Source organism: Streptosporangium sp. NPDC050148 (assembly GCF_055586505.1).
The window spans coordinates 1-17,021 of record NZ_JBVJIA010000038.1 but is presented as its reverse complement, the minus strand read 5'-3'; the positions used below and the strand labels follow the sequence as shown (position 1 = coordinate 17,021).

Sequence of the window (17,021 nt, the reverse complement as noted above, 5' to 3'; positions counted from 1 at the left end):
CGGCCACGGGTTAACCGGCCCGCCGGTGCCGGGACCTCCCCGGGCCACGGCCGGGACCGCCCCGGCCTACACGTCGGTCATGATCTCCTCGGCGATGAGCTCCAGGTGGTCGAGGTCGACCAGGTCCAGGATCTGCAGGTAGACCCGCTCGACGCCCAGCTCGGCGAAGCGGCCGATCTTCTCGGTCACCTCGGCGGGGGTCCCGGCCAGCCCGGCCGCCCGCAGCGCGGCGAGGTCCTGCCCGGCCGCCTCGACCCGTCGCGCGAGCTCGGCGTCGTTGGAGCCGACGCAGACGGTCTGCGCGACGGAGAGCGCGACCGGTTCCCTGCCCTCGGCCTCGCACGCCTTCCTGACCCGGTCGAAGGCCTCGGCGGTGTCCTCCACGGTGCGGAACGGCACGTTGTACTCGTCGGCGAACCGCGCGACCAGGCGCGGGGTCCGGGTGGCGCCGGTACCGCCGATGATGATCGGCGGCTTGGGGCTCTGCGCGGGCTTGGGCAGCGCCGGGGAGTCCGCCAGCCGGTAGTGGGCCCCCTCGAAGGAGAACGTCTCCCCCACCGGCGTGGTCCAGAGCCCGACCAGTATCTCCAGCTGCTCCTCGAACCTGCCGAAGCGCTCGGCGACCGGCGGGAAGGGGATGCCGTACGCGGTGTGCTCGGCGTCGAACCAGCCGGTTCCCAGCCCCAGCTCCACCCGTCCGCCGCTCATCCGGTCCACCTGGGCGACGCTGATCGCCAGCGGTCCGGGCAGCCGGAAGGTCGCCGGGGTGACCAGCGTGCCGAGACGGATCGTGGAGGTCTCCCGGGCCAGGCCGGCCAGGGTGATCCAGGAGTCGGTGGGGCCGGGGCCGGGGTCGCCCTTGCCGATCCGCATGTAGTGGTCGGAGCGGAAGAACGCGTCGAACCCCAGCCGCTCCGCGGTCAGCGCGACCGCGAGCAGCTCGTCGTAGGTGGCGCCCTGCTGCGGTTCAGTGAAGATCCTCAACTTCATGCAGACCATTATCCGGGCACTACGGACGGCATCCGCAGAAAGCCCGCGCCGTGGCGTGGACGCTTGCTAACGTTCTGCCCTCTGACGCATCGGGTAGCGGGCCGGGCACTCTCGGCGATCGCCCCCGCCGTCGAGGAGGGGAACTCATGCCCGTGGCGACCGACCGCCCCGACACCCTGCGGGCCCGCGAGCCCGGCACCCCGCCCCGCTCCCTGGTGGTGCTCGCCTCGATCGCTCTCGTCGCGGGCACCGGTACCGCGATCTGGCTGCTGCCCTCCGGCGCGACCGGCGAGTGGAGCGCGCGCGGCCACCGCGCCGGTGCCGCCACCCCCTCGGGTACGCCGTCCCCGGCCGCGCCCGGGAGGCGGCCCGCGGTGGACCGCGAGGCGGCCGTCTCCCGCCCGTCGGGGTTCGTGACGTTCGTGGACGCCGCGAGCGACCCGCGCTTCGACCTGCCCAGGGCGGTCAGGAGGGACCGCGTGCGCTGGTTCACGCTGGGCCATCTCACCGCCGGGCAGAAGGGCTGCGTCCCCACCTGGGGCGGGCTCCGGGATCGGGACGGCGCCCCGGTGGCCGACCGGCTCGGCCGCCTGCGCGCCGCCGGGGGGAAGGCGGGTCTCGCCTTCGGCGGGCCGTCCGGGCGCGAGCTCGCCTCGGCCTGCACCGACCCGGGACGGCTCGCCGCCGCCTACCGTCGCGCGATCACCGCCTTCGGCGCCGCGTACATCGACTTCGAGCTTCACGGCCCGGCCGCCGCGGCCACCGTGCGGCGGCGCGCCCAGGCGATCACCGTCCTGCAGCGGGAGGCCGCACGCGAGGGCCGCTCCCTGGCGGTGAGCTTCACCCTGCCGGTCACCGGGGCGGGCCTGGCCCGTCACGACCAGGAGATGCTCCGCGCCACCCGGGCGGCGGGAGCCGAGATCTCCACCGTCAACCTCCTGGCCCCCGTCGGCGCGCCCGCGGCCGGGGCCCGCCTGCGTCCCGTCGCCTCGGCCGTGCGCGCCGCGCATCCGCAGGTGGCCCGTTCCCTCGGCCGGGCCACCGCCTGGGACCGGATCGCGCTGACCCCGGTGCTGGCCGGGCCCGGACGGCTCACCCGGCTCGACGCGCGCAGGCTCGCCGCCTTCACCAGCCGCAACCGGCTGGCCTGGCTCTCGACCCGGGGGGTCGCCCTCACCCCCGAGATGACCCGTCTGCTGACCGGAGCGCTGCGCTAGCGACCCGGGTGCTGCGCCGGCGACCGGAGCGCCGCACTGGACAAGCACCCCCCTATGGGGTTATGAATGGGTTATAACCCTCCTCTAACCCCAAGGGGGAACAATGCCCAAGATCAACGTTTACCTGCCCGACGAGCTCGCCGAGGCCGTGAAGAAGGCGGGCGTGCCGGTCTCGGCCGTCTGCCAGCGGGCCCTGGAGCAGGCGGTGCGGCGGGTGACGGCCATCCGCGAGACGGCGCTCGGCGATTCCGACCTCGACGATCTGGCGAGGCTGCCCAACTTCACCCCCCGCGCGCGCGAGGTGATCAAACTGGCGGTGGACCAGGCGCGCGCACTGGACGCGGCCGAGGTCGGCACCGAGCACCTGCTGGGCGGAATGCTCGCCGAGGGCACCAACCTGGCCCTCCATGTCCTCGGCGTGCTGGAGATCAGCCTGGAGGAGGTGCGGCGCAGGCTCGACCGGTCGGGTCCCGCGACCGGGAACGCGCCCGCCGCGGCCGGGGACGCCGGGACCTCCGCGCCGGGGCTCACCTTCGGCGCGTCGGCGGCGGCGGCGCTGGAGATGACCGTCACCGAGGCCACCTCGCTCGGCCACAACTACGTCGGTTGCGAGCACCTGCTGCTCGGCCTGATCGCCGAGCCCGACGGGACGGCCGGACGCGTGCTCCGGGAGCTGGGCGCCGAGCACCGGCTGACCCGCCACGCGGTCTCGGCCGCCCTCGTCGGGTACGTCCACCTGCGCGCGCAGACCCAGGGCACCCCCGTCGCCCCCCCCGCCGCCCCGGCCCCCTTCACCCTGCCCGCGGGCGCGGCGAGCGCCCTGTCGGCGGCCGTACGCGAGGAGCTCCGCCCCATCGTGCTGAGGCTCGAACGGCTGGAGGAGCGCCTCGGCGCGCAGGAGACGGAAGAGGAGGAGGAGCGGCCGTGAGCGGCCCCTCTTCCCGGGCCGCGGGCTCTCCCCGGGGGGCGGGATCCGGGGAGAGCCCACCCGCGCACCCCGGGAGCGGCCCGCCCCCGCGAGGGGCCGCGATCCCGGGGCGCGACGCGCGCCCCCTCGGCTCGGGCGTGCGCGTGACGGCGCGGCCCGTGGCGGGCGCGCTCGCGCGCCTGCTCGCGGGCCTGGTCACCGGAGTGCTGGTGGGCATGGGCTCCGGGGTGCCCGCGGGGCTGGTCGCCGGGGTCACGGTGGGCGCCGGCGTGGGGGCCATCGTGCGCGCCTCCCGCACCTCCTCCCGCCACCGTCCGCGAGGAACGGCGGTGAGAACGGAGGAATGCCCGGCTCCGTTCCGCCCTCGGCTCGACGGGAGGAATCCGCGGGGAGCAGCCGGTACATCGGCACAGGAAACGCCCGTTCCGAAGGACCGGCGCGTGGAAACGGCTGATGCGCCGTCGTCTCCCGTGCAAATCTGGTCGGGTGCTTTCGATCCCACCTCTCCCCGTCGCCGTCCCGGCAGGTGAGGCAGGCTCCGACCTCGCCGTACACCCCGTTCTGATCGTCGCCGTCATCGCGATCGTCTTCTATCTCGCCTCCTGCAAGTTCCATCCGTACATGAAATGCAAGGCCTGCAACAAATCCAAGGAATCCCACTCGACGACCTTCAAGGGCGCGTTCGGGAAATGTCGGGTGTGCAATGGAAAAGGGCATTCCGTCCGATGGGGCGCGCGATTCCTGGGGCACAAGGACTGACGGGGCGATGAGCGCCTCCCGGCCCGGCGGAGCCGGCCCCCGCCCCTTCCGGGCCCGGCCGGCACCGGGCCGCGGACCGGGATGCCGGCCTCCGCGGGAGACGCCCCCGGTTCCGGCGTCGTGACGTCACCGGGACCGGCCCGGAGGGCCCTCCACCGTCCCCGCCCGTCCCTCCCGACCGGTGCGCACCATCTGAGTTGAACAAAAAGTTGAAAACAAAGTGTTTTCTCGACATGATGCTTCCATGTCCGACGCGAACCCCTTCACCCGTCCCGATCCGGCCGCGCAGCGCTCGGAGCGCACCTGCACCGCCCTGATGCGTCTCGCCGACCGGCACGCTGGCACTCCCGAGCGCCGAGCCCGGCACGTCCACCCGTCGGTGCCCTCGCCGCACGAGGTGGTGCGGCTGGTCGCCGTCATGGCGGGGGGCGCCGTCCCCGCCGAACCGGGAGAGCCGGAGATCGACGCCACCGATCTGATGGCCGCCCTGACCCTCCTGCCGCAGGTGCGCGCGGAGCAGGACGCGACGGAGCTCGCCCTGATGAAGATCGCGCGTGGGCGCGGGATGACGTGGCAGGACATCGCCTTCAGCCTGGGACTGAGCACGCCCCAGGCGGCCCGGCAGCGGTACGAGCGCCTGGAGACGCGCTCCGAGCAGGACTCCCCCGCCACCACCTGACCGCGCGGAGCCGCGGCGGTCGCCCGGGGGCCCGGGGGTCGCCCGAGCCCGGGGCCCGGGGGTCCGGGGGCCGATCCCCCGCCCACCGCCGCGGCCCGCCCTCCCCGGCGTCACCCCGCCTCCTCTGCCCCTGCCCGCCCCGGCGCGCGACCGGTCAGCGCAGGGCGCCGTAGAAGGTCCGAAGGTCGTCGGCGAGCACGTCGGGCACGATGTGGGCGGCGTAGTGGCCTCCGTGGTCGTACGATCTCCAGTGCACGATGTTCCGGTGGTCGCGCTCGGCGAACGTGCGCATGGAGACGAAGTCCCCGCCGAACATCGCGAGGCCGATCGGGACGGTGGTGGGCTCCGCGGGGTGCTCGGCGTGCGCGTCCTCGTAGTAGAAGCGGGTGGCCGACGTCGCGGTGCCGGTCAGCCAGTAGAGCATCGTGTTGGTCAGCACGAAGTCGGCGTCCACGTCGACGGTGTCGCCGAAGAGCTGCGCGTTCCAGCCCAGCAGCCCGACCGGCGAATCGAAGATCGCGTACGACAGCGTCTGCGGCTGCTGCGAGTGCAGGATGTTGAACGACATCTTGTTGTCGTAGAACCACTGCAGCGACTCCAGCGCCTTCCGGTCCTCCGGGGTGATCTTCTCGAACTCGGCGGGATCCCCGGAGGGGAACGAGAAGATCTGGGTGACGTGCACCCCGACGACGTGCTCGGGGTCGATCCGCCCGACCTCGGGCGAGACGAACGAGCCTCCGTCGTTCCCGGCGGCGCCGTAGCGGTCGTAGCCCAGCCTGCGCATCAGCTCCGCCCACGCCCCTGCGGTGCGGTACCGGTTCCACCCCTTCTGCCGGGTCGGGCCGGAGAAGCCGAAGCCGGGCAGCGACGGGATCACCAGGTGGAACGCCTGGGCCGGGTCCTCGGGGTCGGTGAGAAGATCGATGATCTTCAGGTACTCCACGATCGAGCCCGGCCAGCCGTGGGTGAGGATCAGCGGCAGGGCGTTCTCGTGCCGCGAGCGGACGTGCAGGAAGTGGATGTTCTGCCCGCCGATCTCGGTGGTGAACTGCGGGTACCGGTTGATCCCGGCCTCGTGGGCGCGCCAGTCGTACCCGTCGCGCCAGTACGCGGCGAGCTTGCGCACGTACGACACCGGGACGCCGTAGTCCCAGCCGGCGTCGGGGAGCTCGTCGGGCCACAGGGTGCGGTCGAGCCGGTCGTGAAGGTCGTCCAGCCGGGCCTGCGGGACGTCGATGCGGAAGGGCCTGACCTCGGTGTTCTCGCTCATGAGGAGAACATTACGGACCCTTCCGGTCAGCTTCTGTCCTGAAGTCCTGGCAGTCTTGGGACCATGTTGGAGACCTCGGCGCGACTGCTGCGCCTGCTGTCGTTGCTGCAGTCCAGGCGGGACTGGTCCGGCGCGGACCTGGCGGAACGGCTGCGCGTGAGCGAGCGGACCGTGCGCCGCGACGTCGAGCGGCTGCGCGAGCTCGGATACCCGGTCGACTCGACCCGGGGCACCGACGGCGGCTACCGCCTGGGCGCCGGCACCGCCATGCCGCCGCTGCTGCTCGACGACGACGAGGCGGTGGCCGTGGCGGTCGGGTTGCGCACCTCCGCCGGTGGCGGCGTCGCGGGCATCGAGGAGACCTCGCTGCGCGCGCTCACCAAGCTGGAGCAGGTGCTGCCCTCCCGGCTGCGGTACCGGGTCAACGCGCTGCAGACGTACACCGAGCCCGTGCCCGCGGACCGTCCCGGCCCGGTGGTCGACCCGGGCGTGCTGACCGTGCTCGCCGCGGCCTGCCGTGACCGGGAGCGGCTGCGGTTCGGCTACCGCGCCCACGACGGGTCCGCGGGCGTGCGGATCGTCGAACCGCACCGGATCGTGTCGTGGGGCCGCCGCTGGTACCTCGTCGCGTGGGACGTCGAGCGCCGGGACTGGCGTACCTTCCGGGTCGACCGCGTCGAGCCGCGCACGCCCACCGGCCCGCGCTTCCCGCCGCGTGATCCGCCCGAGGGCGGCGCGGCCGCGTACGTCGCGCGAGGGGTCTCGGCCGCGGCCTGGCGCCACCGGTCCCGGGTCGTCGTCCACGCGCCCGCCGAGGTGGTGACCGAGCGCATCAACCCGGCCGTCGGCGTGGTGGAGGCGCTGGACGAGCGCACCTGCGCGCTGGACACCGGCGCGGACAGCCTGAACACGATCGCCGTGTACCTCGGCATGCTCGACCTCGACTTCGAGGTCACCGAGCCCCCGGAGCTCGTCGAGCACCTCCGCGGTCTCACGGCCCGCTACGCCCGCTCCACCGCCTCCGCCGGGCCTGCCGGGGCTCCCGGGGCTCCCGGGGCCGGTGACGGGCCACCCGTCGCGTCCTCGCGGGCCGGGGACTAGACCGGCTCAGCGGCCGGGTGCGCCGCGCACTCCGCGTGGCGGGTCATCGGCGCCTTCGCCGGGTGACCACGTCACCGGCCGTGCCGATCGCGAGACCGAGGACGATCATGATGACGTAGGTGTAGATCTCGTAGCCGTCGGGGGCGAGGAAACGGACGAAGCCCATGAAGGGGGTCCAGCCGAGCCACTCGTGCAGGAGGCCGCTCGCGCCGCAGACGACGAGGACGAAGCACACGAGGCCGGACAGGGCCCTCAGGGGGGACGTGGGTTCGGAGGAGGTCATGGCCCGACGGTAGGCGCGCGGCTCAGGGCACGGGATCGGGCTCAGGATGGCCGGGTGGTGACCAAGGTCGGCCGGTGGGGGCGCGGGGGTCGTACTTAAGTATCCGGCCGCGGCGCGAGGAGCCGGTCGCGAGCGGAGGGCGCGTAGATTCCGGAGTATGCGCCGCAGCCCCCGCGACTGGGTCGCCGACCTGGCACTGTTCCTCTTCGCCGCCTGCTTCGCCGCCGTCAGCGCGCGGTCCGTACCGATCCCCGCGGACCTCGATCCCCTGTGGCGGGACGTCGACCAGGTGGTCGGCGCGCTAGGGTGCGCGGCGGTGCTGCTGCGGCGGCGCTGGCCGGTGGCGCTGGCGGTGGTGGTGCTGCTGGCGGGCACCCGGGCGCACTACCTGGTCGGCCCGACGATGGTGGCGGTGTTCACGGTGGCCGCGGCCCGGCCGTGGAGGGTCACGGCCTGGGTGGCGGCGCTGGCCTTCGCCCCGCTGCCCGTCTTCCTGTGGGGGCTGGCGGAACTGCCCGAGGACCGCGCGAGCTCGGCGCTGACGTACTTCGCGCTGATCGCCGGGGCCGTCGGGTGGGGGCTGTTCCGGCGCTCCCGGCAGCAGCTGATCGCCTCGCTGCGCGAGCGTGCCGAACTGGCCGAGGCGGGTGCGGAGTTGCGCGCCGAACGGGCCCGGCGGGAGACACGGGAGGAGATCGCCCGCGAGATGCACGACGTGCTCGGTCACCGGCTGTCACTGCTGAGCCTGCACGCGGGGGCGCTGGAGTTCAACCCTGGTGCGCCCAGGGAGGAGATCGCACGGGCCGCCGAGGTGATCCGGGAGAGCACCCAGCTGGCCCTGCGCGACCTGCGCGAGGTGATCGGGGTGCTGCGGGCCGGGCCGGAGGAGGGTGAGCGGCCACAGCCGGAACTGGCGGACCTGGCCCGGCTGGTGGCGGAGGCGAGGGCGACGGGCGGCCGGATCGAGCTGACCGGGCCACCGGAAGGGCCGGTGCCACCCGCCGTGGTGGGGCGTACGGCGTACCGGATCGTGCAGGAGGCGCTGACCAACGCGCGCAAGCACGCGCCCGGCGCGGCGGTCGCGGTGAAGGTGACCGGGGAGCCCGCGGGCAGGCTGGCGGTGGAGGTCCGCAACACGCCCCCGCCCGGACCGGCTCCGGTCCCCGGCGCGGGCGAGGGCGAGGGCGGGAGTGAGAGCGGGAGCGGCGGGCAGGGACTGATCGGGCTGGCCGAACGGGCCCGCCTGGCGGGCGGCGAGCTGACGGCCGGGCCCGCCGACGGCGGGTTCCGGGTCCGCGCCTGGCTTCCCTGGCCCGCTGCCGGCACCGCGACCGGTACCGCTGCCGGCACCGCGACCGGCACCGTGACCGGCACCGTGGCCGTCGCGGGCCAGGGGTGAGGAGGGGGCGAGGGTGATCCGTGTCCTGCTGGTCGACGACGACGCGATCGTGCGGGCCGGGCTGCGCCTGATGCTGGGCGGCGCCCCGGACGTCGAGGTCGTCGCGGAGGCCGCGGACGGGGCCGAGGTGCCCGCGCTGGTGTCCGCGCACCGGCCCGATCTGGTGCTGATGGACATCCGGATGCCGGGCGTCGACGGGCTGACCGCCACCAGGGCGCTCCGGGCCCGGCCCGGCGCCCCGGAGGTGCTGGTCCTGACCACCTTCCACACCGACGCGCACGTGCTGCGGGCACTGCGCGCCGGCGCGGCCGGGTTCCTCCTCAAGGACACCTCCCCGCAGGACATCGTCACGGCCATCCGGACGGTGGCCGGCGGGGACCCGGTGCTCTCCCCCGCCGTCACCCGCCGGCTCATCGAGCAGGTGACCGACGGTCCGGGGCAGGAGGACCGGGCCGCCGCCCGTGCCCGGCTGGCGCTGCTGGCCGAGCGGGAGCTGGCGGTGGCCCTGGCCGTCGGACGCGGCCTCTCGAACGCGGAGATCGCGCGGGAGCTGCATCTGGCGCTGCCGACGGTGAAGACGCACGTGTCACGGATCCTGACCCGGCTGGATCTCAACAACCGCGTCCAGATCGCCCTGCTGGTCCACGACGCGAGCGCGCCGGGAGATCGCTGAGGTCCGGCGTCGAGCCGGTGATCGATGCGGTGCTCCGAGGGCGCCCTGTGACCGCCTTCACCGGTCGATCGTCTATACGAGCCCCGCCTGCTCCCGCCAGTACGCCAGGTGGTCGCGGGTGGTGAGGGTGTCGGGGTGGTCGGGCCCCAGCACCCGCAGGCGATCGGCGAGAAGGCCGTCGAGTACGGCGGCCGCGCCCGCCCGGTCCCCGGCCTGCCCCCGCCAGTACGCCAGGTTGTTGCGGGCGGTCAGGGTGTCCGGGTGGTCGGGGCCCAACACCCGCAGGTAGTCGGTGAGAAGATCCTCGAACGCGGTGACCGCATCCGCCGCGTCACCGGTCGGCCCCCGTGAGCTCGCGAGGTTGTTACGGGTCATCAGGGTGTCGGGGTGGTCTGGACCCTGTACCCGCAGGCGATCGGCGAGAAGGTCCTCGAACGCCGCGGCCGCACCCGCAGCGTCACCGGCCAACCCCCGCCAGGTCGCCAGATTGTTCCGAGTGGTGAGGGTGTCGGGGTGGTCGGGGCCCAGCACCCGCAGGCAGTCGGTGAGAACGTCGTCGAACGCCGCGGCCGCACCCGCGGCGTCACCGGCCAGCCCCCGCCAGTACGCCAGGTTGTTGCCGACGGCCAGGGTCGTGGGATGGCCGGGACCGAGCAGCCGTACATAGTCTGTGAGGAGGTCCTCGAACACGGTGGCCGCGCCCGCCGCATCACCGGCCGCTCCCCGCCAGTACGCCAGGTTGTTGCGGGTCATCAGGGTGTCGGGATGGTCGGGACCCAGCAACCGCAGGCGATCGGCGAGAAGGTGGTCGAACATCGCGGCCGCACCTGCCACATCACCGGCCGTCCCCCGGCAGTTCGCCAGGTTGTGTCGCGTGATCAGGGTGTCGGAGTGGTCGGCGCCGAGCGCTTCCAGGCGATCGGCGAGGAGGTCCTCGAAGGCCGCGGCCGCACCCGCCGCATCACCGGCCTGCCCCCGCCAGTGCGCCAGGTTGTTGCGGTTGGTCAGGGTGTCGGGATGGTCGGGACCCTGTACCCGCAGGCGATCGGCGAGAAGGTCCTCGAACGCCGCGGCCGCACCCGCCGCATCACCGGCCGTCCCCTGCCAGGTCGCCAGGTTGTTGCGAGTGATCAGGGTGGCGGGGTGGTCGGGGCCGAGAAGCCGGGTCATGCCGGCATGCAGCCGGGTGTATTCGGTGACGGCCGCGTGAACCTGTCCACTGTCGCCGAGGCTGGTCGCGGCGCGGAGCAGGATCGGGTGTGCCATGTCGTTCCATTCCCACAGGGCCGTGCCGGTGAGGGCGTGCAGGCTCGCGGCGTTGGCGCGCAGGACGGCGCCGGCCTGGTCGCGTTCGACGTCCGGCCAGACCTCCAGCAGGGCGTCGGCGGCCACGTGCGCGACGGCGGCCGACTCGGCGCCGGAGAGGGTGTCGCGGGTGGCGCGCTGGACGAGCCGGTGGACCCGTACCTCCTGGAAGGAGGCGGTGGGGTCGTGGTCGATGAGGCTGAAGCGGTGCAGCACCCGCAGCCCGTCGCGGGCGTCGGCGGCCGACACCTCCCTCGTGACCTGAGGAGGGCGTCGGGTGGTGAGGTAGGCCAGCATCGGGGTGGCGGTCAGTGCGGCCTGCGGGATGCCGTGCGGATCCAGTACCGCCGCCACCTGCAGCAGGGGCCGGGCCAGCCCGACGGGCCGGGCGTGATCGGCGCGGTCGATCGACAACGACCAGGTCGCGGCCACGATCGCGGGGTGGTCGTCGGGCAGGCCGCTGTTCTCGGGCACCACGTCGGCCAGGGTATGGAGCCGATCGGCCAGCCGCTCCCGATAACCGGCACAATCGAGGTCCTCGTTGATCAGGTAGGCGGCCGCCTGTGCCAGCGCCAGCGGCAGGTACCCCAGGTCCGCGGCCAGCGCGTCGATCTCGGTGTCGCTGTCGGTGCGGTCGTGGACGGCGAGCTTGGCGCTCAGATAGGCGCGTGCCTCGGCCTTCGTGAACACCCCCACCTCCACCACCCGGCGGTCCCGGCCGGCCAGGGCGGCCTCCCGGCGCCGGGTGGTGACCATCACCTGCCCGGCTGTACCCGAGGGCCACAGCTCCCGCAGGTCGGCGGGGTCCTGCACATCGTCCAGCACCACCAGCCACGCCGTCGGCGTGGTACGGGCCCAGGTGAGGAAGCGCCTGGTCGCCTGTTCGACGTCGCCGGGGTCGGTGTGCAGGCCGAGATCGGTGGCGGCCTGGGCGTAGCCGGCCAGGATCTGCGAACGGGAGGCCGCGCTCACCCACACCACCACATCCACCCGTTGCCGATCCAACACCTGCCGGGCATAGGCGGCGGCGAGCTGGGTCTTGCCGCTCCCGCCCATCCCGGCCAGCACCCGCGAGACCAGCACCGGCTCACCGTCGGCGGCGGCCTCGGTGAGCCGGTCGGCGATCTCGCGGGGCTGGAAGCAGTCCGCGGCCCGGGGCACCACCCCCACCCAGCGCCCCACCGGCTTCTGCGGGGTGAGGGCCGACGGGTGGGAAGTGGGGGGACGTCCACCACGCCCGCTGCCCTGGCGGCGCTCGGCCAGCGCCCGCCGGCGCAGCTCCTCCCACCACGCGGCAGACGGCGCGACATGGTCGGGGGACTTCTGCCGGGCCTGACCGCGCAGGAAGGCGATCAGCCACTCGGCGACCTTCCGGTCGGACGGGACGTTGCGGCCGTTGCGCCAATCGCTCCACGACGCGAGCGACACCTTCAACGGCGGCACCTGGGCGGCGGCCTGTCGCTGGATCATCGCCCCGGTCGGCGTCCCGGCGGCCTGATGCAATTCCCGCAGCGCGGCGGCGTACTGACCGGTCGCGTCCACCGCACCCGGCGCCCCTGCCGCGCCCGTCGAATCGCCGGCACCGCTCACCCTGCCGCTCCTCGCGCATCCGGATCCGGATCGAAACCGTCCGGAAAAGTCGTCCATCACCTCATTCCCCGAGGTCTCCCAGACTGCCCGCCCCGCCGCGCCGGTGCGAGCGGATCCGGAAAACCGTCCGAAGTGGCCTGATGAGGCCACCGCCCCGGGCGAGCAGAGCACCGGGGCTCACGGTAAGGAGAACCGCCCATGATCGACCGCCCGTTCCTGCGCCGTCTGGCCCGCGCCGCCCTGGCCGCCGCGATACGCAGCGCCGCCGCGGCCACCGCCGCGGCCCCCATCACCCTGGCCGTCTGGTGGATCACCCACCGCTGACACGCCGGCCCGGTGGTGTGCTTCGGCCGACCGGTCACGCTCCTGTCCGGTGGGCGGAGTCGAGACGGGCCGGCTCCTGTGGTGAGAGCCGCAGCGCACCGGCGGCGACGTTGTCGGCCAGGTGGTCGGGGTTCCCGGTGCCGGGGATGGCCAGCACGTTCGGTCCCTGCTGCAGCGTCCACGCCAGCCGGACCTGCGCGGCCGTCGCCCGGTGCGTACGGGCGACGGCCGTGACCTCCTCGCAGGTACGCGGCCGGACGAGCCCGTCGGGCCGAAGGCCGATGCCGTAAGGGTTCTGCACGCACACCACCGGGGCGATGGAACGGGCCTCGGCCAGGTGTGCGGGCGTGGCGTTGGACAGGCCCAGGTGGCGGACGAGCCCGGCCTCGCGCAGCTCGCGGCCGGCGACCCCTGCGCGTACGCCTGAGCTCCCGTCCGGATCAGTTCAGGCAGAGACAGAAGGGGTGACCCGCGGGATCCAGGAAGACCCGGAAGGACGTGCCGGGCTGGTCCGGGTGTCTGGTCGCACCCAGTGCGACCACTGCCGCCTCGGCGGCATCGAGGTCGTCGACGAGCATGTCGAGATGCATCTGCTGGGGCCGCTCCTGGGTCGGCCACGTCGGCGGCGTGTAACCGTCCACCCGATGGAAGGAGATGCACCGGCCGTCCTCGGCGCACACCGAGGCCCGGTCGGCGGAGACGTCGATCCTCCAATCCAGCATCGCGCCGTAGAACCTGGCGAGCGCACCGGGATCGGGGCAGTCGACGGCGAGGAGGGGCATGCGAGCGATGGCCATGCCGGCCAGGGTATCGACGGTCGCGATCGACCACACGTCCGGCTTTCGCGGTGATGTGACGGCTCTTCCAGGGCCGGCCCCGCGCCGCTCGCAGGACGCGGACGCGTTTGCGTGCGAGGCCGTCCGGCCCTTCATCTTCTTGCGTTAAGAGCAAGTTCGTATGCCTCAGGTGCAAGCCGGGGTTAGCGTCGTGCGCAGGTGGTCCGCGACGTCGGAAGCCACCTCGACGAAAGGAACGAAAGGGATGAGGACATGGCTGTGACGATCTCTCCGTACGCGAGTGACGCACTACCCGGTGAGACCGTCGACACGGTGGTGATCGGCGGCGGCGCCGCAGGGCTGAACGGTGCGCTCATGCTCGCCCGCTCCCGCCGCTCGGTCGTCGTGATCGACAGCGGCACCCCGCGCAACATGCCGGCCGAGGCCGTGCACGGCTTCATCGTCCTGGACGGCACCTCGCCCACCGAGATCCTTCGGCGGGGCCGCGATCAGGTGCGCCGGTACGGTGGTCGCGTCGTCTTCGGCGAGGTGACCTCGGCCGAGCCCGTCCCCCCGGCGGCCGGCGGGGACCTGCGCTTCAGCGTCACCCTGGCCGACGGCCGACACGTGATCACGCGCCGCGTGCTGGTGGCCACCGGCCTGCGGGACGTGCTGCCCGACCTTCCCGGGCTCGCCGGGCACTGGGGGCGCGGTGTGGTGCACTGCCCGTACTGCCACGGCTGGGAGGTGCGCGACGAGCCCGTCGGCATCCTCGCCACCGGCCCGGCCTCCGTCCATCACGCGCTCCTCTTCCGCCAGCTGACCGAGGACCTGATCTACTTCGCTCACGGCACTCAGCTGGACGAGGACACCCGCGCGCGCTTCGCCGCCCGCGGCGTCCGCGTCGTCGACACCCCCGTGCGGGAGGTCGTCAACGGCGAGGACGGCGCCCTCGCCGGAGTGCGCCTGGCCGACGGTCGGGTCGTGGCCCGGCGCGTCCTCGCGGTCGCCACGCGGACACAGGCCCGCGCCGAGGGCCTGAAAGGTCTGAGGCTGCCGATGGAGGACCTGCCCGGCGGCACGGGCCGCCGCTTCGCCTCCGGCATGGCCGGTACCACCGGGGTGCCCGGCGTGTGGGTGGCCGGCAACGCCACCGACCTCGCCGCCCAGGTCGGCGCCTCCGCGGCGGCCGGCGCCCTGGCCGGTTCCCACATCAACGCCTTGCTGGCCATCGCGGACACCGACGCGGCCCTCGCCGCGGCCCTCGCCTCAGCCCGGAGCGAGGCCCGGAGCGAGGCACCCGCCCCCTGACGATCCGGCGCGGCACCGGCCTGCCGCTCGACCGTACCCGGTGATGCGCGCGGTGGCCGCCCCCGCCCGCCTCGCTCGGCGACCGGCCCCTGCTCCGGCGCCGACCCGGTATGCCCTTTTCGAGAGGAACCCATGAACACGAACCAGCCCTTGCACGCCGCTCAAGCCTACGGCGGCGTACCGGATGCGCGTCGGCTGCGCATGATCCTGATCACCGTCTCCATCGCGCTGATGGCCGTCATCGCCTCGGTGTCCGGGCTGAACGTCGCGCAGACCCACCTGGCCGTGGAATTCGGCGCCTCACAGAGCACCGTCCTGTGGATCATCAACATCTACACCCTCGCCCTGGCCGCGCTGCTTCTGCCGCTCGGAGCCGTCGGCGATCGCCTGGGCCGCAAGCCCATGCTCATCGCCGGCCTGGGTGTCTTCGGCGCCGCGAGCGTTGTCGCGGGGCTGGCCCGGTCGGCCGAGGTCATGCTCGCCGCGCGCGTCGTCAGCGGTGTCGGCGCCGCGATGATCATGCCCATCACCCTTGCCGTCATCACCTCCACCTTCCCCGAGGAGCGGCGCGGCAAGGCGATCGGCGTCTGGACCGGTGTCGCCGGGGGCGGCGGCGTCCTGGGCATGTTCCTCTCCGCCCTCCTTGTCGACGTCGCCGACTGGCGCTGGCTGTTCGTCCTGCCGGTGGTCCTGACCCTCGTGGCCTTGGCCATGACGCTGACATCGATCCCCGACTCCCGCGAGCCCTCGGCCCACCGCTTCGACACCGTCGGCGCGCTGGTGTCCATCGTCGCCGTGGTCAGCCTCATCTTCGTCCTGCAGGAAGGTCCCGAACACGGCTGGAGCGCCCCCGCGACCCTGATCGGCCTCACCGTCGGCCTCGTCGCCGCCATCGGCTTCGTGGCATGGGAACTGCACCGACGCGACGCCTCGCTGCTGGACGTGCGACTGTTCCGTGAGCGCGGCCTGGCCGGTGGTTCGATCACGCTGCTGACGGTCTTCGGCGTCCAGGCGGGTATCGCCGTGGTCCTCTTCCCGTTCCTCCAGGCCGTGCTCGGCTGGTCGGGACTGCTGTCCACGGCGGCGCTGATGCCCATGGCCGTCATGATGATGGCGGCCTCGGGCCTGGCGCCCACGCTGGTCGTACGGATCGGTGCCCGCTCGACGATGGCCGTGGGCATCGCGCTGGCCGGTGTCGGTCTGGCGCTCATGGCGCTGCTGGTCTCCGTCAGCGGGGGGTACCTGACCATCCTGCCCGGCATGCTGGCCATGGGCGTCGGCATGGGCCTGTCGATGACCCCGTCCACCGAGGCCATCACCCGGTCCCTGCCGCGGGAGAAGCAGGGCGTCGCCTCCGCCCTCAACGACGTCACCCGCGAATTCGGCACCGCGCTCGGTATCGCCCTGCTCGGCGCGCTAGTGGCCGACGGCTACCGCGGCGCCATCGAAGGCCGGCTGAACGGCATCCCGCGACAGGCCGCCGACACCGCCCGGGAGGGTGTCGCCAACGCTGTGGAAGCGGCGGAGAGCAGCGGCCCGTACGCGCGGGAACTGCTCCACGCCGCCCAGCAGTCCTTCGTCGACGGCTGGCAGCAGGCCATGTGGGCGGGCGTCGCCGTCATGGGCGTCCTGCTCGTCCACGTCGCCTTCAGGGGCCCCGCGAACACCGCCCCCGCGGTCGCGGACGAGGCCACCGAGGCGGTCGCCGCTCCCGCACCTGCCGCCCGCCCGTTCCCGTGAGCCGGCGCTCAGGTGCCGTACCCGCCCGAAACGCCGCGATCACGGGCACCTGATGTCGATGCGATCGGACGGCACCTCCTGATCGTCGGGCCTTGGAACGTCGCAGGGAACCGGCGACGCCGCCCGGGCGCGTCGTCTTCCCCCCTCCACCGGGACGGCCGTTGTTCAGGCGTCGGGCCGGGTGAGGGTGCTCATGACGGTGAACGCCAGATGACGCCGTGCCGCGTCCGTGGTGAGCCGTCCCAGCCGCACGCTGTCGGCCGCGGCCACCATCAGCCACGTCGACGTCGCCAGGACCCACTCCGGATCCACCTCGACGCGGAAGTGGCCGCTCTCCTGTCCGCGGCGCACCAGCCGGCGTAGCTTGTCCTCCGTCCGCGCGGTCCGGGCCGGCAACGACGCCTCGATGTGCTCACCCAGGACCTGGACGGGCTGCGCCGTCTCGCCGAAGCAGGGAACCGCGACGCCGTGGCGGAGCTGGCCGAGATCGCCGGTGAGCGCGGCGACGTGGCCGAACTGCGCAGGCTCGCCGAGGCCGGCAGCGACCACGCCGCCGAGATACTGGCCGACCTGGCCGGCGACTAGGGCCTGTACGGACTTCGGATCTTTAGAGGGGTTGAAGGCTTCGGATCCACAAAAGGGCTCCGCGAAGATGAAGACCCGCGAGGTAGCTTTC

General features: G+C 73.5%; 17 protein-coding genes. 10 read left to right on the top strand and 7 right to left on the bottom strand.

All coding sequences use genetic code 11. From position 1 onward, the window contains the following. Window positions 1–66: 66 nt before the first annotated feature. Entirely contained in the window at window positions 67–990 is a 924-nt protein-coding gene (locus ACZ6RT_RS31535) for an LLM class F420-dependent oxidoreductase (protein ID WP_470157511.1), read from the bottom strand. Between the two features lie 146 nt (window positions 991–1,136). On the opposite strand from ACZ6RT_RS31535, the gene ACZ6RT_RS31530 reads away from it, so the two are divergent. The 3 genes from ACZ6RT_RS31530 to ACZ6RT_RS31520 all read left to right on the top strand — a co-directional run bounded on the left by ACZ6RT_RS31530 (window position 1,137) and on the right by ACZ6RT_RS31520 (window position 4,573). Further along, entirely contained in the window at window positions 1,137–2,207 is a 1,071-nt protein-coding gene (locus ACZ6RT_RS31530) for a glycoside hydrolase family 18 protein (protein ID WP_470157510.1), read from the top strand. Between the two features lie 103 nt (window positions 2,208–2,310). After that, window positions 2,311–3,135 (top strand): Clp protease N-terminal domain-containing protein, encoded by an 825-nt coding sequence (locus ACZ6RT_RS31525; protein ID WP_470157509.1) that lies wholly within the window; start codon window positions 2,311–2,313, stop codon window positions 3,133–3,135. 1,003 nt (window positions 3,136–4,138) lie between these two features. Continuing rightward, a complete protein-coding gene (locus ACZ6RT_RS31520; RefSeq protein ID WP_470157508.1) occupies window positions 4,139–4,573 on the top strand; it encodes a DNA-binding protein in 435 nt (144 codons plus the stop codon). A 154-nt stretch (window positions 4,574–4,727) separates the two neighbouring features. On the opposite strand, the gene ACZ6RT_RS31515 is transcribed toward ACZ6RT_RS31520, so the two are convergent. Next, window positions 4,728–5,843, bottom strand: coding sequence for an epoxide hydrolase family protein (locus ACZ6RT_RS31515; protein WP_470157507.1), 1,116 nt, complete (start codon window positions 5,841–5,843; stop codon window positions 4,728–4,730). A 63-nt stretch (window positions 5,844–5,906) separates the two neighbouring features. Between ACZ6RT_RS31515 and ACZ6RT_RS31510 the strand changes: the two genes are divergently transcribed. Beyond that, window positions 5,907–6,944 carry a helix-turn-helix transcriptional regulator gene (locus ACZ6RT_RS31510; protein WP_470157506.1) on the top strand — a complete coding sequence of 346 codons (1,038 nt, stop codon included), beginning with the start codon at window positions 5,907–5,909 and terminating at the stop codon, window positions 6,942–6,944. A 43-nt stretch (window positions 6,945–6,987) separates the two neighbouring features. On the opposite strand, the gene ACZ6RT_RS31505 is transcribed toward ACZ6RT_RS31510, so the two are convergent. Then, the gene (locus ACZ6RT_RS31505; protein WP_399186733.1) at window positions 6,988–7,227 is read right to left on the bottom strand and encodes a hypothetical protein; all 240 of its coding nucleotides are present in this window, start codon (window positions 7,225–7,227) and stop codon (window positions 6,988–6,990) included. Between the two features lie 157 nt (window positions 7,228–7,384). Between ACZ6RT_RS31505 and ACZ6RT_RS31500 the strand changes: the two genes are divergently transcribed. After that, window positions 7,385–8,626: a sensor histidine kinase gene (locus ACZ6RT_RS31500; RefSeq protein WP_470157505.1), complete on the top strand. Its 1,242-nt coding sequence runs from the start codon at window positions 7,385–7,387 to the stop codon at window positions 8,624–8,626. A 13-nt stretch (window positions 8,627–8,639) separates the two neighbouring features. Further along, complete coding sequence (locus ACZ6RT_RS31495; RefSeq protein ID WP_470157504.1) at window positions 8,640–9,299, top strand: response regulator transcription factor; 660 nt, start codon at window positions 8,640–8,642, stop codon at window positions 9,297–9,299. Between the two features lie 72 nt (window positions 9,300–9,371). On the opposite strand, the gene ACZ6RT_RS31490 is transcribed toward ACZ6RT_RS31495, so the two are convergent. Then, window positions 9,372–12,146 carry a tetratricopeptide repeat protein gene (locus ACZ6RT_RS31490; RefSeq protein WP_470157503.1) on the bottom strand — a complete coding sequence of 925 codons (2,775 nt, stop codon included), beginning with the start codon at window positions 12,144–12,146 and terminating at the stop codon, window positions 9,372–9,374. Window positions 12,147–12,392: 246 nt separating this feature from the next. Here ACZ6RT_RS31490 and ACZ6RT_RS31485 point away from each other — a divergent pair, with 246 nt between their 5' ends. Then, a complete protein-coding gene (locus ACZ6RT_RS31485; RefSeq protein ID WP_399186738.1) occupies window positions 12,393–12,518 on the top strand; it encodes a hypothetical protein in 126 nt (41 codons plus the stop codon). Between the two features lie 34 nt (window positions 12,519–12,552). On the opposite strand, the gene ACZ6RT_RS31480 is transcribed toward ACZ6RT_RS31485, so the two are convergent. Beyond that, window positions 12,553–12,912 (bottom strand): aldo/keto reductase, encoded by a 360-nt coding sequence (locus tag ACZ6RT_RS31480; RefSeq protein ID WP_470157540.1) that lies wholly within the window; start codon window positions 12,910–12,912, stop codon window positions 12,553–12,555. Between the two features lie 46 nt (window positions 12,913–12,958). Beyond that, window positions 12,959–13,315, bottom strand: a complete 357-nt coding sequence (locus tag ACZ6RT_RS31475; RefSeq protein WP_399186739.1) for a VOC family protein — start codon at window positions 13,313–13,315, stop codon at window positions 12,959–12,961. Between the two features lie 252 nt (window positions 13,316–13,567). On the opposite strand from ACZ6RT_RS31475, the gene ACZ6RT_RS31470 reads away from it, so the two are divergent. Further along, entirely contained in the window at window positions 13,568–14,605 is a 1,038-nt protein-coding gene (locus tag ACZ6RT_RS31470; protein WP_470157502.1) for an NAD(P)/FAD-dependent oxidoreductase, read from the top strand. 132 nt (window positions 14,606–14,737) lie between these two features. Further along, the gene (locus tag ACZ6RT_RS31465; RefSeq protein WP_470157501.1) at window positions 14,738–16,345 is read left to right on the top strand and encodes an MFS transporter; all 1,608 of its coding nucleotides are present in this window, start codon (window positions 14,738–14,740) and stop codon (window positions 16,343–16,345) included. A gap of 165 nt (window positions 16,346–16,510) precedes the next feature. Here the strand turns inward: ACZ6RT_RS31465 and ACZ6RT_RS31460 are convergent, their stop codons facing one another. Then, on the bottom strand, window positions 16,511–16,741 hold the full coding sequence (locus tag ACZ6RT_RS31460) for a hypothetical protein (protein WP_470157500.1): 231 nt from the start codon (window positions 16,739–16,741) through the stop codon (window positions 16,511–16,513). Window positions 16,742–16,753: 12 nt separating this feature from the next. Between ACZ6RT_RS31460 and ACZ6RT_RS31455 the strand changes: the two genes are divergently transcribed. Then, a complete protein-coding gene (locus ACZ6RT_RS31455) occupies window positions 16,754–16,930 on the top strand; it encodes a hypothetical protein (protein WP_470157499.1) in 177 nt (58 codons plus the stop codon). The last annotated feature ends 91 nt before the right edge of the window (window positions 16,931–17,021 follow it).

Bases quoted from the DNA above. Each gene is read 5' to 3' on its own strand.
- ACZ6RT_RS31475 (WP_399186739.1), bottom strand. From the start codon at position 13,315: ATGGCCATCGCTCGCATGCCCCTCCTCGCCGTCGACTGCCCCGATCCC.
- ACZ6RT_RS31510 (WP_470157506.1), top strand. From the start codon at position 5,907: ATGTTGGAGACCTCGGCGCGACTGCTGCGCCTGCTGTCGTTGCTGCAG.
- ACZ6RT_RS31535 (WP_470157511.1), bottom strand. From the start codon at position 990: ATGAAGTTGAGGATCTTCACTGAACCGCAGCAGGGCGCCACCTACGAC.
- ACZ6RT_RS31515 (WP_470157507.1), bottom strand. From the start codon at position 5,843: ATGAGCGAGAACACCGAGGTCAGGCCCTTCCGCATCGACGTCCCGCAG.
- ACZ6RT_RS31530 (WP_470157510.1), top strand. From the start codon at position 1,137: ATGCCCGTGGCGACCGACCGCCCCGACACCCTGCGGGCCCGCGAGCCC.
- ACZ6RT_RS31520 (WP_470157508.1), top strand. From the start codon at position 4,139: ATGTCCGACGCGAACCCCTTCACCCGTCCCGATCCGGCCGCGCAGCGC.
- ACZ6RT_RS31505 (WP_399186733.1), bottom strand. From the start codon at position 7,227: ATGACCTCCTCCGAACCCACGTCCCCCCTGAGGGCCCTGTCCGGCCTC.
- ACZ6RT_RS31485 (WP_399186738.1), top strand. From the start codon at position 12,393: ATGATCGACCGCCCGTTCCTGCGCCGTCTGGCCCGCGCCGCCCTGGCC.
- ACZ6RT_RS31470 (WP_470157502.1), top strand. From the start codon at position 13,568: ATGGCTGTGACGATCTCTCCGTACGCGAGTGACGCACTACCCGGTGAG.
- ACZ6RT_RS31465 (WP_470157501.1), top strand. From the start codon at position 14,738: ATGAACACGAACCAGCCCTTGCACGCCGCTCAAGCCTACGGCGGCGTA.
- ACZ6RT_RS31500 (WP_470157505.1), top strand. From the start codon at position 7,385: ATGCGCCGCAGCCCCCGCGACTGGGTCGCCGACCTGGCACTGTTCCTC.
- ACZ6RT_RS31525 (WP_470157509.1), top strand. From the start codon at position 2,311: ATGCCCAAGATCAACGTTTACCTGCCCGACGAGCTCGCCGAGGCCGTG.